Genomic DNA, 15,697 nt, shown 5'->3' with positions numbered 1-15,697 from the left:
AAGCATAAAATTATTTATTGGCCAATAAAAAACGCGCCGTGTGATTAAGGTCTAATAAAACTCTCAATCTCACTGCGCGCCTCTGTTAACAAAAAAACGGGGCAACTTAGAAAAAACTACTCATCAGAAGCCGCTTTTTTATAGTTTGCTGCAATCAACTCATCATTGTCTTCCAACAACAGATAAGGCTCAGACTCACCGTTCACCACTGCCGCATCAACCACCACCTTTTTAACGTTCTCCATCGAAGGCAGATCGTACATGGTGTCCAACAGAACGTGCTCCAGAATGGTTCGCAAACCACGTGCGCCGGTTTTGCGTTCCATCGCTTTATGCGCTACCGCAGCAAGGGCATCATCACGCAGCTCAATTTCACAGCCCTCCATCTCAAACAGTTTTGCGTACTGCTTGCTGATGGCGTTTTTCGGCTCGGTTAAAATGCGTACCAGCGCTTTTTCATCCAGTTCTTCCAGAGTTGCCATCACCGGCAGACGACCGATAAACTCAGGAATCAAACCGTAACGAATCAGATCTTCTGGTTCCACATCCACCAACAACTCGCCAATGCTGCGCTGATCGTCTTTGCTGTTGACCTCGGCAGAGAAGCCAATACCGCCCTTCTCAGAACGCTCTTTGACCATCTTGTCCAGACCAGAAAAAGCACCACCAACAATGAAGAGGATGTTGCTGGTATCCACCTGCAAAAACTCCTGCTGCGGATGTTTACGCCCGCCTTGCGGCGGCACCGAAGCAACGGTGCCTTCGATCAGTTTCAACAGCGCCTGCTGCACCCCTTCACCCGAAACGTCGCGGGTAATGGAAGGATTGTCTGATTTACGCGAAATTTTATCAATTTCATCAATGTAGACAATGCCCGTCTGAGCCTTTTCAACGTCATAATCGCACTTTTGCAACAACTTCTGAATGATGTTTTCAACATCCTCACCCACATAACCGGCTTCGGTTAAGGTGGTGGCATCGGCAATTGCAAACGGCACATCCAGCAGACGCGCCAAGGTTTCGGCCAATAACGTTTTACCGGAACCCGTCGGCCCGATCAGCAAAATATTGCTCTTGGCCAACTCAACTGAATCATTGCCTTTAGAATACTCAAGACGTTTGTAGTGATTGTAAACCGCCACTGCCAAGACTTTTTTCGCCCGTCGTTGATCAATCACATATTCATCAAGAGAGTGATTAATCTCATGCGGTTTAGGCAAGCGAGACGTAGATGTGATGGATTTTTCTTCCATCTCTTCACGAATGATGTCGTTACACAGCTCAACACACTCATCACAGATGAACACCGACGGCCCTGCAATCAATTTGCGGACTTCGTGCTGGCTTTTACCGCAAAACGAACAATACAGCAGCTTGCCGCTATCAGAACCTTTCTCTTGATCTTTACTCATTGCACGATCCTAAGTACCAATCTAATTTGCCTTACCATAGGTGTTACCCCACTTTTTTTCAAGCAGATAACAACATTGAATTCAGTGGACGACGGCCTCACATCCCGTAGGGTCAGATATTCTACGCTTTACGCCTTGCACATCTCGTGCAGATTGCAACCACAGACTCACATTAAGTGCAGTCTAACTAGCGTTTATTCACCACTTGATCGACCAAACCGTACGCAACGGCTTCATCGGCGCTCATAAAATTATCGCGTTCCGTATCCGCCGCAATGCTCTCAAGAGATTGGCCTGAATGATCCGCCAAAATTTTATTCAAACGCTCACGAACACTCAAAATTTCTTTGGCATGGATTTCAAAATCCGACGCCTGCCCCTGAAAACCACCCAAAGGCTGATGAATCATCACCCGTGAGTTGGGCAAAATATGCCGTTTACCTGCTTCGCCCGCAGTCAATAAAACCGCACCCATACTGGCCGCTTGACCAATACAGAGGGTGCTAACATTGGGTTTAACAAATTGCATCGTGTCGTAGATCGACATACCGGCAGTCACCGAACCACCTGGAGAATTAATGTAAAGCGAGATGTCTTTATCGGGATTTTCCGACTCCAAAAAGAGCAACTGCGCCACCACCAAGTTGGCCATCTGATCTTCCACCGGACCGACCAGAAAGATCACCCGCTCTTTTAGCAGGCGCGAATAGATGTCGTAAGAACGTTCTCCACGGGGAGTCTGTTCAACCACCATCGGCACCAAACCCAGCGCCTGTGGTGTCATTGCAGCAGAATCAAACAGTCCATTTTTCATATCTACTCTCCAGCAGCAGCACTCGGTTTAGCGGGGTTCATAATCTCATCAAAGCTCATCGCTTTTTCAGAAACTTGCGCCTGATCCATGACCCAATCCACCACCGCTTCTTCCAGTACCACCGCTTCAACGTTGTTTAACATTTCTTTATTACTGTAGTAATAATTCACCACTTGCTGCGGATCTTCGTAAGGTGCGGCGATGGATTCAATCATCTCACGCATCTTCTCTTCGCTGGGCTTCAATTTCGCCTGACTGACCACATCGGCAATAATCAGGCCTAGTTTGACACGACGAGTGCCTTCATCACGAAAAATATCATCGGAAAAACTGCTGCCATCGGCACCCGGCGCGTATTCACTCATCTGCTGAACCATCTGCTTGCGCAGCGCTTCAATCTCTTCTTCCACCAACGCTTTAGGCACATCAATGGGGTTTTGCGCCAACAGGCCGTCCATCACCTGTTGTTTGATTTTTTTCTTCACCGCTTGTTGCATCTCACGCTGCATGTTGTCTTTTGCACCGTTGCGCAACTCATCAACATCACCGCTTTCAATGCCCATCTCTTTAACAAACGCTTCGCTCATCTCAGGCAACTGCGACACTTCAATCTTATGAACTTTGATCTCAAAAGTAGCCACTTTACCCGCCAGATTTTCTGCCTGATAGTTTTCAGGGAAAGTCACCTCAATGCTTTTTTCATCACCGGCGGATGCACCGACCAACTGTGACTCAAAACCCTCAATCATCGAGTTGGAACCAAGAATCAAAGGTGTATTCTCCGCACTGCCACCCTCAAATTTCTCACCATCAACAAAACCAACAAAATCAATGGTCAAACGATCACCGTCTTCCGCTGCACGATCCGCTGCATCCCACTGCAAACGCTGCTTACGCAGGTTGTCGATCATTTTTTCCAAATCAGCATCGCCCACTTCAACTTGAGGCTTCTCAACAGAAATAGATTCTGTTCCACTGATTTTAAACTCAGGGTAGACTTCAAAGGTGGCCGTATACGCCAGACCGGCACCTTCGCTTAGCTCCATTTTGCTGGGATTAATCTGTGGCATGCCCGCCGGACGAATTTTCTCTTGATCCAACGCCTCTTGAAAGGTGGTCTGAATCATATCGCCCATCACTTCTTGACGAACTTGCTCACCAAAGCGTTTTTGCACCACCTTCAAAGGCACCTTGCCAGGACGGAAGCCATCCAGACGCGCTGTTTTCATCAACGATTTAAGACGGCTTGCCACCGTCTCATCAATGCGCTCAGCGGGGACTTGAACCGTCAGTTGGCGTTCTAATCCTTCCTTAGCTTCCACGGAAATCTGCATTTGGCACCTCTAAAAAAATATGGGGAGAAAAAGTGGGTGAATAAAATATGGTGCGAAAGGAGAGACTCGAACTCTCACGGGTTACCCCACTGGTACCTAAAACCAGCGCGTCTACCAATTCCGCCACTCTCGCAAAGTGAAATGTACCGCTCAAACAAATCTTCAACATAAAAAAGCCCGGCACTGCCGGGCTTTTGCTCTGCCAGCTGAGCTAACAGCCCGCAAAATTTTGGGGTGAACGATGGGGCTCGAACCCACGACCACCGGAATCACAATCCGGGGCTCTACCAACTGAGCTACGCTCACCATAAAACGGTCAAACATGGTACGCCCGGCAGGGTTCGAACCTGCTACCCTCGGCTTAGAAGGCCGATGCTCTATCCAGATGAGCTACGGGCGCAGAAACGAAACAAAATTCGTGCATACTATAAAAAAATGGTCGGGGCAGAGGGAATCGAACCCCCGACCCTCTGCTCCCAAAGCAGATGCGCTACCAGGCTGCGCTATGCCCCGACGACCTGTCCCGAAGTGCTTTCTACTGCACCCCGTTCAGGGGCTGCGATTCTATGCAAAGCGACCCGTTGCGTCAATGGCTTTTTTAGATAAATTTGTTATAGGCCGAACATCATCAATAACTCACCCAATCTCAACCGCCAAAAACAGGACATCCTCAGCCTAGAAAGGTACTATGCCAACACTACACCGCTGGAATATTTAACAGACATGTTCACTTGGCTGTTTCACCTGTTGCACCGTAAACCGGAGCCTGACCAACATCAGATGGCCAGCGCCCTGTTTCGTACCGCTGGCTACCTAAGCCTCATTATTTTGCTGCACAGCGCAGCGATGATTCAATTTGAACAACTCTCCCTCGGCGATGCCCTCTGGCTCAGCCTCACCAGCATCACCACCGTCGGTTACGGCGACCTCTATGCCCAGACCTTTTGGGGTCGCAGTGCCACCGCGCTGTTAATCTACATGGGCGGGATTTTTGTGCTGGCCAAAACCGCCGGTGACTATTTTGACTACCGAGCCGAAAAACGCCGCCGTCAACTGCGGGGCGAATGGATCTGGAATATGCACAACCACATTTTGATTATCAACACTCCCGCTGCACACGGCGCACAGTACTTCAAACGCCTGATCGAGCAGTTTCAAAGCAGCGTTTTTGCCCAGCTGCCGATCCAACTTCTCAGCCGCGAATTTGGACAGGGGCTGCCGAACAGCATCAAGCAGATCGAACAGCTGACCCACTACCACGGCAGCGCCACCCATCCCGCCAGTTTACAGGCGGTCAATGCTCAGCACGCCAAACTGATTGTGGTACTGGCCAAAGCCGAAAACGACAGCCTCTCCGACAGCCGCACCTTTGACATATTACATCGGCTGCGCGAAACCGGCACCCAAGCCACGGTACTGGCCGAATGTGTCGATGATCAAAACCGGACGCGGCTGCAAAAGGCGGGAGCCGATATTGTTATTCGTCCCATGCGCGCCTATCCTGGCATGATCGTGCGCAGTTTTGCTGCTCCCGGTTCAGAGCAGATCATCGAAAACATGTTCAACTCCAGCAGCGATCAGTACCACCGCTTTGACATTCAACTCAACCACCTCAGCTGGTCTGAGATCGTCTGCCGCTTGATGCAACACGACATCGGTACGGCGGTTGCGTACGTTGATCTCAATGGCACAATGCACTGCAATCCCTCAGCTCACAGCCCCATCGAATGTTCGGCTTTGTTATTGATGATGCGTGAAAATCACAGCACCGACCTGACACAGCTCACCCACCTTTTAAAGGTCACTCCATGATTAAAAAACAGACCATGCCCAAACACGGCGGCTCTGCCATGCATCTTTTTTTGCTGATTTTTCTCTTGCTGCTGCTCAGCGGTTGCTCCAATAAGTACGCCGAAGACATTCAAAAACGCCACAGTTTTGTCAAATCTCAACTCAACGCCTTAGAAAACAAGCTTGATCGAGGCAGCCTCAGCAACGCCCTACTAATCAAACACTACGCTAAAAAACTGCGCCAACAAAAACCCGAGCTGGATGAAATCGTCTCTCAACTGGAAAAAGACGCAACCAGCCGTGGCGCTAATTTCCAAAGCTTGAAACAGCGCCTTTCCGCACTCAACCAGAGTCCCGACAACAAAAACCAATATCTGCCCGTCGCTCAAGAACTGGACGCTCTCACCGCTGCCACCGATCCACTGGTCTACAACGATTCCCTGCAAGATGTGGTCAATACGCTGGCCGATCTCTCTGGTGGCACTCTGCCTCGGGTCAATGTCCCCAAACAGGCCACCAGCAGCAACGTCGCAGGCAGCCAACTGGTGGGCAACCCCAACTACGGCAGCTGGGTCAACAACAGCAGCGGCGGTGGCTTTTGGCAGTGGTACGGCCAATACCGCCTGCTCAGCGATGTGGTGGGCATGTTCGGCTCACGACAAAGAATCGGTTATGATAACTGGAACCGCAGCCGTCATAACAGCTACTATAATGACTGGGGACGAGGCGCTTACGGTACCGCAGGGGATCGTCAACGCTGGGATCGTGGTCAACAACAGCTGGCCAATAAGGGAATTAAAACGCCGAAACCAAAACGTTACGGCAATGTCAGCAGTCAACAACGGATCAGCACCTACAGCAGCATGCAAAAACGCAACAGCAGCATTCGTAAAACCAATCGCGGACCGGTCTCACTCAGCGGTAAGACCAGCAGCACAAAACGCACGTCCTCTTTTTTCGGTGCCAGCACACGCGGAAGCTCCAGCTCTCGCAGTCGTTTTGGTGGCAAGTGAGATCTCTCAGGGAGTTAAGATCATGAATTACGTTGTTCTACACGATGCCTCATTCCTCTACTACTTTATCGACCTCGTCATCGTTCTGATGGTATTGGGCGGCATCCGCTTTTTCTCTGGCACATTGGCCAGCACCTCACTGACCGACACCGTCTCCAAAGAAGACAATTTCGCCATGGGCATCTCCATGGCGGGCGCACTGATCGGCGTTTCGATTATGCTCATGGGCGCAGTAGCCGGTGAAGCCGGTACCGATCCGGTACATGAAATCATCTTAATGTTCAGCTACGGATTTGCCGGTCTGGCGCTGATGTGGCTCACCCACCAAGTGTTTGATTACATCTCCCTGCCCGAGATCTCGGTCAAAGAACAGCTGCACAAAGACAACGTCGCCGTCGGTCTGGTGGATGCAGGCAATATGATCGCTACTGCGATTATTCTGCGCGCCCTGATGTCTTGGGTAGAAGGCAACAGCTTGATCGGCTTGCTTGCCCTGCTCGGCGGCTACATCGTCTCACAAATCATTCTCTATCTGGCCACCCGCTACCGCGCCACCGTCTTCTCACACCACTACCCAGACCGCACCTTGGCACAAGAGATTGCCGACGGTAACCTCGCTCTGGCGGTGCGTTTCACCGGTCATCGCATCGGGGTCGCCTTGGCGGTCACCGCCAGCTCTGGCATCGTGGTCTACAACGCCGGTGACTTGACCACCTCACTGCTGGCATGGAGCGGCATCGCTCTGCTGATGTTTTTGATTCAAACCATCGTCTCTCTGGTGGCGCGTTTTATTATTCTACCGGGGATCAACATCTCCGAAGAGGTGGTCGATCAGCGCAACGTCGCCATCGGCGCATTGGAAGCGGCCATCTACATTGCCGTTGGGCTGATCTTTGTGGGGTTATTTGGTTAACACGGGGAGCACACCGTTATGGGGCAAGAGATCGACGTTAGCCACTTCAGTGACGCAGATTTTGCCCGTTTTGAGCAGAAACTCAAAACGGAAACAGAACAGCTTCAAGGCTGGTTCAAAGAGGGCGCACTGGCCAACCAGCCGCTCAAAATCGGCTTCGAGCTGGAAGCGTGGCTACTGGACAACGAACTCGCCCCCGCCGCCATCAACGACACCTTTATCCAGCAGCTCAACAACCCCAACATCACCCCCGAGCTGGCGCGGTTTAACATCGAGATCAACAGCCAACCGCTGCCGTTGACACACGACAGCCTCTCCCAACTGGAACAGCAATTAGAGCACCGCTGGCAGCAGTGCCACCAGCAAGCACGGCGCATGAACGCCCACCTGCTGATGAGCGGCACCCTGCCCAACCTGCAACGGTCTGATCTCAACCCGCGCAACATGTCGAGCCTAAAACGCTACCACGCCCTCAATGAACAGGTCTTTCACGCTCGGGCAGAACAACCGTTGCAGATCGACATTCAAGGTCACGAACGGCTGAAAACCCAACAGAGCAACGTCATGCTCGAAGCGGCCACCACCTCTTTCCAGACCCATCTGCAAGTGCCACTGACTCACGCCCATCGCTATTACAACGCCTCTATTATCGCCTCAGCACCCTTGGTGGCCGCCTGCGCCAATTCGCCGTATCTGTTTGGCAAACAGCTCTGGCATGAGACCCGTATTCCGCTGTTTGAACAGGCGATCAATGTCGGTGGTTACGCCGATGCCGCTCATGGCCCTCTGCATCGGGTTGGCTTTGGTTCCGGTTTTGCCTACCACTCCTTGATGGAGTGTTTTACTGAAAATCAGCAGCACTTCCCCGTGCTGCTGCCCTTGAATCTTGAAGACGACCCGCAGCCCCTGCCCCACCTAAGGCTGCACAACGGCACCCTCTGGCGCTGGAATCGCCCTCTGCTCGGTTTTGATCAACAGGGCATTCCTCATTTGCGCATCGAACAGCGCATTCTGCCCAGCGGCCCGAGCCTCTGCGACAACATCGCCAACGCGGCTTTTTATTACGGCCTGACTCACTACCTCAGCCAGCACGAGACGCTGCCCGAAAGCCAGCTTGAATTTGCCCGCTGCCGTGATAATTTTTACCACGCGGCGCGCAACGGTCTACAGACCAAGGTGGTTTGGCTCGATGGCAAACGCCATAATCTGCGCCGTCTAATTTTGGATGAACTGCTGCCGCTGGCGCGCCAAGGGCTGTTTGATCTCAACCTCCATCAGCGCGACATCAGCCACTACTTGGGCATCATCGAAGCGCGGGTGGAAAACCAACAAACCGGTGCGGTCTGGCAACAAAAATACGTTCAACGTCATGGCCGCGACATGCAGCGTCTGACCCGCGCCTGTCTGTCACGGCAAAACCAAGCCAAACCCGTTCACCTCTGGAGTCTTTAAACCACACCATGCAGCGATCATCATCATGTTAAAAGAGTGGCATCATCTCCCCAAAGGCTTCGAGCAGAGTTCCGCCAAAACACTGTTGGGCTTGCTCGGCGGCTCGGCTCTGATTCATCTTGAGGGCGAAAAACCGGAGCGCCTATTTGTCTCGATTTTACTCCACGGCAACGAGGACAGCGGCCTTCTGGCGATGCAGCAACTGCTGCAAAAATACCGCTCTAAAAAACTGCCCCGCGCTCTGACCCTGTTTGTTGGCAATGTGCTGGCCGCTCACAAAGGTCTGCGGCGCCTGCCCAATCAGCCCGATTACAACCGCTGCTGGCCGGGCAGCGAAGAGCCAGAATGCGAAGAGACCCACATGATGACACAGGTCTACGAGCGCATGAGCGAGGAGCATCTGTTTGCCAGCGTCGATCTACACAACAACACCGGCCTCAATCCGCACTACGCTTGCATCAACGTACTGGAGCAGCCTTTTTTTCAACTGGCGACGCTGTTTTCACGCACGGTGGTCTATTTCACTCGCCCTCGCGGGGTGCAGTCGCAGGCTTTTTCCCAGCTCTGCCCCTCGGTGACGCTGGAGTGCGGGCGTGTCGGCCAGCAACGCGGCATCCAACACGCCTTTGAGTTTCTCGATGCCTGTCTGCACATGGATCACATCGCTCAACACGACGTGGCAGCGCACGACATGGATCTGTTTCACACCGTGGCGCAGGTCAAAATAGCTCCGCAGGTGGCGTTCAGTTTTATCAGCCACGAAACAGCCGAGCTGCACCTCTCGCCGCAACTGGATCACCTCAATTTTCAGGAGCTGCCCGCTGGGAGCGTGTTTGGTCACGTCTCAACGGAGCTGAAACAACCGCTGCTGGCCTACGATGAGAAGGGCAATGAAATCAGTGCGCGTTATTTTAAAATTGAGCATGGGCAGCTGAAACTGAAACGCGCCATGATGCCATCCATGTTGACCCTGAATGAAAAGGTGATTCGGCAAGATTGTTTCTGTTATTTGATGGAGCGACTGGATTACAGTACCAAGGGCTAGATTCAAGTGATAAGTTCATGCCCATGCTGTTTGAGTTCTCTTCGAAATTAAGTCTTTGGCTTCCTGATTTGAAAAAAGAGGATTGAGAGGAATTTGCTCTTGCTCTGTTTTATCGGTGCAATGCCCTTACGGTTATTGCACCCTACCAATCCATCAAGATCATCAATTACAAGCCACCCACCGCAATGTCCCGCCTCGCAGTGGAAATCGTCACCGTAAACCCCGCAATCACATCAAACAGCGCCATGCAGGTCAAAATCAAAAAAGTCTGGCTGCCGACTGCTTTGACCGCCAACAACTCCACCAAAAAAACCACAAACACCAGCATAGAAAGCGCATGATCAATCACCGATGCGGTACTGGAGCGGGTTGATTTCACCACTTCAATGTAAAGCAATAACACACTGATCAAAATCAACAGCCCGTTCACGGACATGGACAGGTGCGCCCCCGACAGCATGTTCACACTAAACACATTACTGCTCAAAATAGCCTCAGGGGTTTCAGGAATAAACGCCAAAGCGTTGTACAGCACCAGCATGTAAGCAAATAAAGGAACTTGAAAAAAAGACATAACTTAATCCTTAGTAAACGAGAGAGTGGAATTAATTAAACAATTTGATGAATCGTTTTCTCCGCCAAAAACGCCTCAATCACCGTCACCACTTCACTGCAAAACGGCTCCGCACCGGCACTCAATGTTTTATCGCCCGTATCGCACACCACAATGCCCCGCTCCGCCGCCAGCTCTTTTGGAAACGTCGCCTTATCTCGATCCCCTACCACCAACAGACGCACACGCGGCATCTCGGTCAACATCGCCACATCAATCTCCGTGGCGACAGAGACCACCACCTCCATGCGAAACGCCTGATCAATCATGCCTTGCCGATCCAGATCGACGTACTGTTCCCAGCCGTATTTAGGCAGATCCAATGGCGGAAAATCCGCATCTCGGGGCAGATGATGGCTGTCGATCACAATTACTTTTAACAAAACAGAACTCCCGTCAACCTTACTTGGCGACCAAAAAGCGCTATTATACGGCTAAAAACAGAATGCTATACTCAAACTTTCAACCGGCCTCTAAACCACCATGAACTATTGCAGCCACTGCGGCAAAACCCTCAGCCAACGCATTCCCGAGGGCGACCACCTGCCCCGTTTTATCTGCGACCACTGCGACACCGTTCACTACCAAAACCCCAACAACGTCACCGGCTGCCTGCTGGAGTGGCAAGGTAAAATCTTACTCTGCCGCCGCGCCATCGAACCCCGTCACGGCCTCTGGACGCTGCCCGCTGGTTTTATGGAAAACCGTGAAACCGCAGCGGAAGGTGCAGCCCGAGAAGCCTACGAAGAGGCCTATGCAGAGGCCGAAAACCTCAAGCTCTACACGCTGTTCAGCCTGCCGCACATCAGTCAGGTCTACATTTTGTTTCAGGGGCAGCTCAAAAACGGCGAGGCCAAAGCAGGCAGTGAAAGTCTGGAAGTGAAGCTGTTTAACGAAGAAGAGATTCCGTGGGATGAACTCGCCTTTCCGGTCATCAATGAAACACTAAAACTCTATTTTAAAGATCGAAAGCGCGGCCACTTTCCGGCTCACAGCGGCCATATTCTGCGTGATGAAGCTCAAAGCCTGCACATCGTGCATGACTGAAACGTCCGATGAACGCCTCAGCCAATGAGGCTTTTTTTCAACGCATAAGAAAAAATTAGGCTCATGGAAAAATAGAGCGACGAAAACAGCATGGCAAAGAGCGCAAGCCCCATTTTTAGCGCCCACTTGCTGGTTTTCAACGCGCCTTTACCGACAATTTTCAACACCGCCACAGAGCGATCACCAAACGCCTGCGTGAGTTTACTCAAGCGCGGCAGATCCTCGACTGAATCGGCGTACCGCATCACCTTCAAACTGTTGTTCATGCTGCCCGAGCTTTTCTGAATCGTTCTCATCGGCTGCAATAACGTCTCAATTTTTTCCAACTTAACGCTGCGTTTTACCACCGCCCCCAGTTCAGACCACGCTTTAGGACTCAGGTGATCCGCCCCTTTCATCGCCGCGTTGTGTTTAAAAATCGGCTCCAGCTTAACCACTTTAGCACCCCATTTTCTCAATGAAAGCAAAAATGAAGCGGAAATACGCCTGCTTTTTTTCGCAAACTTGAGTAACGACAATGCCATCTTACTCGGCAACGTCACCTCTGCGGCACTGCCCAAAGACAACACCGTGCCCGCACTCAAGGCCAAACTGATCGCTGACAGAGAGGCCACCAAATGATCTACCTCTTCATCGTGCAAATAATGTCCGACCTCTATGGAAAGATCCCGCAAATCCCCCACCACAGTAAAATCAGAACTGATACTGCCCGCCAAAGCGGCATTGGAGTCACCTTCACCGAAAATAAAACCCTTGCCAAACTCTTTGCTGTTGCGATAGCCGCTGCTAAAAAACCCCTCTTGTTCTGCAATCGCAGCCTGTAGTTTAGGCGCAACAGGCAGCTTTAAATCCTGCGTCAAATTCAGATACGCCTGCGCCAGATCCAGATCCTCGGCCAGCAGCGCCTGCTCAACCCGTTGTTGCAGCCTCGCTGGCGTCAACTCCTCTTTTAGCTGAGCCGTCACCTGCTGTTGATGAAAGCCCTCTATTTCAACTTGAGGATTAATCCACCACACCAACAGCACCGCAACCAACAGCGCAAGCCATAAACGCCCCCCAACACCACGAAAAATCAACCTCGCCACCCAGAATCATAACGCCCCCCAAGCTTTACTTGTTGCGCCCAGAGCAAAAAATCAGCCACCGCAGGTTCACCCTCTTGCGGTGCCCAAGGAGCAAAATCAGCCCCCTCACGAGGATCAAATGGGCCTTGTTTGACCTCCAAAATCACCGAATTTTGCTCAACCGGCAGCACCGTGTGCCACGTCTTGGGCGGCAGCTCCAACGCCAAAGGGCTGTTGGCAGGCGAGAGCACAACGCGTTCAGTCACCTTGCGATCATCATCAAACAGCAACAACAAGGTCTCCGCTTGCACGGCCAAAATCAGCTCCCATTTATGCGCCTGCGGGTGGCGATGAGGCTGCACATACGTCCCCCTCTGCAACGCGATCAACACGCGCTGCACCGGTTCATCCAAACGGGTGTGCATGTTTTTATGGCTACGCAGACGCGGGCTCTTCGCAGCAGAAGCCAATAATTCCGCACACACCTTATGATCCACTGTTTTCAACTCAGACATACACTTACTCTCAAATCTCTACTTACCGTGCAGATAGACTTCATCGCTAAAACTGCTCACCCAGGCGGGTTTTACCATCACCATAAACGTCATCAGCAGACCGTTAAAGACCGCTTCAGAAAAGAGCATCATCGGTGTAAAGGGCACATACTCATAAGCCAAACGGCTGTACTGCTCCAAGTCCGCCACCAGCAGCAACGACACCGCCGTCAACACCACCAGCAAACTGGTGAGCGCAGCGGTAAAAAAGGCGTTAAACAGGGTGTAGACAAAAAAATTGTGCGGCAAGCTCTGACGCGCAAAAACAAAGAGGCGATGACAAACCCAAACCGGCAGCAAGCCCAAGAGAAAAAAGTTCACCCCATAAGTCTGCCAACCCGTGCCCCAATAGAGCGTTACAAACGCCAGCACCAACGCCACCGAAAGCAGCGCAAAACGCCAGCCCAACATCAGGGTCAGTGCCGTCACGCCGAGCAAGTGAAAGCTCAATCCCGGCACAAAATTAGCCCGCAAACCCCACAACAGAGCCAGAGCCAAAGAGAGCGCCAAAAAACGATGACTGCCACAGACGTGCAACATCAATCGCCAATCGCCGCCACGCAACACAGCAAACAGCACCCAAAAAGCCAACAACCAACCGCCCCAGATTAAAAATTGAGGCAATAACTCCGCTGACAACACTATTTAGACTCCTTTTCTTGCTGCCGGTACAGACGATTTTTAGCCCGCAACTGGCGCAATTTTTCTGAAATTTTAATCTCCAAGCCCCGTTCAACGGGCTGATAATACTCCTGTTCATCCCAGCCATCAGGAAAATAACACGCACCCGCAGCAAAACCGTCCACCTCATCGTGCGCATAACGATAACCTTCAGCAAACCCCATCTCTTTCATCAAGTCCGTCGGCGCGTTACGCAGCGCCATCGGTACCTCCAAGCTGCCGTGCGTTTTGACATCAGCCAACGCTTCATTAAAGGCCTTATACACCGCGTTGCTCTTCGCCGCACAAGCCAAATAGACCACCGCCTGCGCCAAGGCCAACTCCCCTTCAGGGCTTCCCAGACGTTCGTACACCTGCCACGCATCCAGCGCCAAGGGCAGCGCACGCGGATCGGCGTTACCAATCTCCTCCGAGGCCATCCGTACCACTCGCCGCGCAATGTAGAGCGGATCACAGCCGCCATCCAACATGCGACAGAACCAATACAACGCCCCATCGGGGCTGGAGCCGCGAACCGCCTTGTGCAGCGCCGAAATCTGCTCGTAAAAAAGATCGCCTTTGTTATCAAAACGACGCAGGCTTTCCCGCGTCACCTGCATCACCACTTCCGCATCAATCAGCACCCCAGACTCTGACGGCTGAGCCATATCTGAAGCCAACTCCAACAGATTCAACAGCCGTCGCGCATCGCCGTCCGAGGCCTGCACCAGTCGCAAACGCAGCTCAGCGGAGATCAACACACACCGCTCCGCCAAACCGGCCTTCTCGCTCAAGGCGCGCTCGATCACCGCCAACAACGCCTCTTGCTCCAGTGGTTTCAACAAATAGGTACGCAGCCGAGACAGCAGGGCGTTATTCAATTCAAAGGAGGGGTTTTCCGTCGTCGCGCCGACAAAAAAAGAGCGTGCCGTCTTCCAGATGAGGCAAAAAAGCATCTTGCTGAGATTTATTAAAACGATGCACCTCATCCACAAACAGCAGCGTCTGACGACCGCTGTTTTGACGTTCCGCTTTCGCCTCGCGCACCGCCTCACGAATCTCCCGCACCCCCGACATCACCGCCGAAAGACTCAAAAATTGCGCATCACAATGGGCCGCCAGCAGACGCGCCAAGGTGGTTTTACCGCTGCCTGGCGGCCCCCAAAAAACCATCGAATGCAGATGACCTTTTTCAATCGCTTGGCGCAGCGGCGCAGAATTCGACAACAGATGGCTTTGCCCTACAAATTGCGAGAGATTTTGCGGGCGCAGACGATCTGCCAAGGGTCGATAGGCGTTCTGCTCATCGTCCAACAACGAACCTTGTCGCCCCAAGCTCACTACAGATCCCCGATCACATCCACCCCCCTCCGGTGGGCTGAAATGAAACTGCTTTTTATCCAACTCAATGTTGCTCTCCAGATCCATAAAACGGATCTGAGTCGCTTGACCAAAGCCGTCTTTCAGCTCCATCACCTTCAGCCCCTTTTGATCCAGCGCCAGAAAAATCTCGCTAAAATCACTCTCCTCTTGATGCGGTGTTAATTTATACCAAGAGAGGTCGTCTTTTTTCCCCAGCGCCATAATCTGAAACGCAGCGGCCAAGGGCTGTTTTTGACTGAGCAATAAAATCGGTGCAGAACCGAGATCCATATCCAATGTCTTCACCGTCACCTGTGCCAAGTCTTGGTCGTAAACCCAGACTTTTTTGCCGTCAGAGACGATCAACTGCGCGTAGGGTTTTTCATAATCCCAGCGAAACTGTCCGGGGCGCTGCAATAAAAAACGCCCACGACTCTCTTGGATCAGCTGATCCTTGTCGTCATAAAGCCGCTGCACAAACTCGGCGCGCAGGGTTTTAAGGTTATCAACATACGCTTGTAGGCGCTCGCCTTCACTCGCTTGCAAGCCAAAAGGCAGCAGAGAGAACAGCAACAACGCCTGAAAAAAAAACCGCATACACCTTGCTCCAGTTAAAATATAGG

The 15,697-nt window shown here is 51.9% G+C and carries 14 protein-coding genes, 4 tRNA genes and 2 pseudogenes; 6 read left to right on the top strand and 14 right to left on the bottom strand.

Annotated features, from left to right (window positions below):
- Nucleotides 1-116: 116 nt before the first annotated feature.
- The 7 genes from clpX to Q9O24_00345 all read right to left on the bottom strand — a co-directional run bounded on the left by clpX (nucleotide 117) and on the right by Q9O24_00345 (nucleotide 4,073).
- A complete protein-coding gene (gene clpX, locus Q9O24_00375; GenBank protein MDQ7073641.1) occupies nucleotides 117-1,412 on the bottom strand; it encodes an ATP-dependent Clp protease ATP-binding subunit ClpX in 1,296 nt (431 codons plus the stop codon).
- A 187-nt stretch (nucleotides 1,413-1,599) separates the two neighbouring features.
- Complete coding sequence (clpP, locus tag Q9O24_00370) at nucleotides 1,600-2,226, bottom strand: ATP-dependent Clp endopeptidase proteolytic subunit ClpP (protein ID MDQ7073640.1); 627 nt, start codon at nucleotides 2,224-2,226, stop codon at nucleotides 1,600-1,602.
- 2 nt (nucleotides 2,227-2,228) lie between these two features.
- A complete protein-coding gene (gene tig / locus Q9O24_00365) occupies nucleotides 2,229-3,560 on the bottom strand; it encodes a trigger factor (GenBank protein ID MDQ7073639.1) in 1,332 nt (443 codons plus the stop codon).
- 48 nt (nucleotides 3,561-3,608) lie between these two features.
- Nucleotides 3,609-3,693 (bottom strand) — tRNA-Leu (locus Q9O24_00360).
- Nucleotides 3,694-3,790: 97 nt separating this feature from the next.
- A tRNA-His gene (locus Q9O24_00355) sits at nucleotides 3,791-3,866 on the bottom strand.
- A 17-nt stretch (nucleotides 3,867-3,883) separates the two neighbouring features.
- A tRNA-Arg gene (locus Q9O24_00350) sits at nucleotides 3,884-3,960 on the bottom strand.
- 36 nt (nucleotides 3,961-3,996) lie between these two features.
- Nucleotides 3,997-4,073: transfer RNA gene (locus Q9O24_00345), tRNA-Pro, on the bottom strand.
- A 210-nt stretch (nucleotides 4,074-4,283) separates the two neighbouring features.
- On the opposite strand from Q9O24_00345, the gene Q9O24_00340 reads away from it, so the two are divergent.
- The 5 genes from Q9O24_00340 to Q9O24_00320 are packed head-to-tail and all read left to right on the top strand — an operon-like array spanning nucleotide 4,284 to nucleotide 9,774.
- The gene (locus Q9O24_00340) at nucleotides 4,284-5,372 is read left to right on the top strand and encodes a potassium channel family protein (protein MDQ7073638.1); all 1,089 of its coding nucleotides are present in this window, start codon (nucleotides 4,284-4,286) and stop codon (nucleotides 5,370-5,372) included.
- Nucleotides 5,369-6,364: a hypothetical protein gene (locus Q9O24_00335; protein ID MDQ7073637.1), complete on the top strand. Its 996-nt coding sequence runs from the start codon at nucleotides 5,369-5,371 to the stop codon at nucleotides 6,362-6,364. Before Q9O24_00340 ends, Q9O24_00335 begins: the two co-directional genes overlap by 4 nt.
- 22 nt (nucleotides 6,365-6,386) lie before the next feature.
- Nucleotides 6,387-7,277 carry a DUF350 domain-containing protein gene (locus tag Q9O24_00330; protein MDQ7073636.1) on the top strand — a complete coding sequence of 297 codons (891 nt, stop codon included), beginning with the start codon at nucleotides 6,387-6,389 and terminating at the stop codon, nucleotides 7,275-7,277.
- Between the two features lie 18 nt (nucleotides 7,278-7,295).
- Complete coding sequence (locus tag Q9O24_00325) at nucleotides 7,296-8,729, top strand: glutamate--cysteine ligase (protein MDQ7073635.1); 1,434 nt, start codon at nucleotides 7,296-7,298, stop codon at nucleotides 8,727-8,729.
- A gap of 25 nt (nucleotides 8,730-8,754) precedes the next feature.
- The gene (locus Q9O24_00320; protein ID MDQ7073634.1) at nucleotides 8,755-9,774 is read left to right on the top strand and encodes a M14 family metallopeptidase; all 1,020 of its coding nucleotides are present in this window, start codon (nucleotides 8,755-8,757) and stop codon (nucleotides 9,772-9,774) included.
- 166 nt (nucleotides 9,775-9,940) lie between these two features.
- Here the strand turns inward: Q9O24_00320 and Q9O24_00315 are convergent, their stop codons facing one another.
- Together Q9O24_00315 and Q9O24_00310 are read right to left on the bottom strand one after the other, a co-directional pair.
- The gene (locus tag Q9O24_00315) at nucleotides 9,941-10,348 is read right to left on the bottom strand and encodes a hypothetical protein (protein MDQ7073633.1); all 408 of its coding nucleotides are present in this window, start codon (nucleotides 10,346-10,348) and stop codon (nucleotides 9,941-9,943) included.
- A gap of 35 nt (nucleotides 10,349-10,383) precedes the next feature.
- Nucleotides 10,384-10,770 (bottom strand): hypothetical protein, encoded by a 387-nt coding sequence (locus Q9O24_00310; GenBank protein ID MDQ7073632.1) that lies wholly within the window; start codon nucleotides 10,768-10,770, stop codon nucleotides 10,384-10,386.
- 100 nt (nucleotides 10,771-10,870) lie between these two features.
- On the opposite strand from Q9O24_00310, the gene Q9O24_00305 reads away from it, so the two are divergent.
- Entirely contained in the window at nucleotides 10,871-11,434 is a 564-nt protein-coding gene (locus tag Q9O24_00305) for an NUDIX hydrolase (protein MDQ7073631.1), read from the top strand.
- Between the two features lie 17 nt (nucleotides 11,435-11,451).
- Here Q9O24_00305 and Q9O24_00300 read toward each other — a convergent pair whose 3' ends face one another.
- The 5 genes and pseudogenes from Q9O24_00300 to lolA all read right to left on the bottom strand — a co-directional run bounded on the left by Q9O24_00300 (nucleotide 11,452) and on the right by lolA (nucleotide 15,671).
- Nucleotides 11,452-12,519 (bottom strand): hypothetical protein, encoded by a 1,068-nt coding sequence (locus Q9O24_00300; GenBank protein MDQ7073630.1) that lies wholly within the window; start codon nucleotides 12,517-12,519, stop codon nucleotides 11,452-11,454.
- The gene (locus Q9O24_00295) at nucleotides 12,507-13,013 is read right to left on the bottom strand and encodes a WbuC family cupin fold metalloprotein (GenBank protein MDQ7073629.1); all 507 of its coding nucleotides are present in this window, start codon (nucleotides 13,011-13,013) and stop codon (nucleotides 12,507-12,509) included. Before Q9O24_00295 ends, Q9O24_00300 begins: the two co-directional genes overlap by 13 nt.
- An 18-nt stretch (nucleotides 13,014-13,031) precedes the next feature.
- A complete protein-coding gene (locus Q9O24_00290; protein ID MDQ7073628.1) occupies nucleotides 13,032-13,694 on the bottom strand; it encodes an energy-coupling factor ABC transporter permease in 663 nt (220 codons plus the stop codon).
- Nucleotides 13,694-15,029, bottom strand: a pseudogene (locus tag Q9O24_00285) (replication-associated recombination protein A). Before Q9O24_00285 ends, Q9O24_00290 begins: the two are co-directional and overlap by 1 nt.
- Before the next feature lie 51 nt (nucleotides 15,030-15,080).
- Nucleotides 15,081-15,671, bottom strand: a pseudogene (gene lolA, locus Q9O24_00280) (outer membrane lipoprotein chaperone LolA).
- Nucleotides 15,672-15,697 lie beyond the last annotated feature (26 nt).

The organism is Gammaproteobacteria bacterium (assembly GCA_030949385.1).
In the GTDB taxonomy this organism is placed as follows: domain Bacteria; phylum Pseudomonadota; class Gammaproteobacteria; order JAUZRS01; family JAUZRS01; genus JAUZRS01.
Note: the sequence above shows the minus strand (reverse complement) of the source record. Positions and strands in the feature narration are given on the sequence as shown.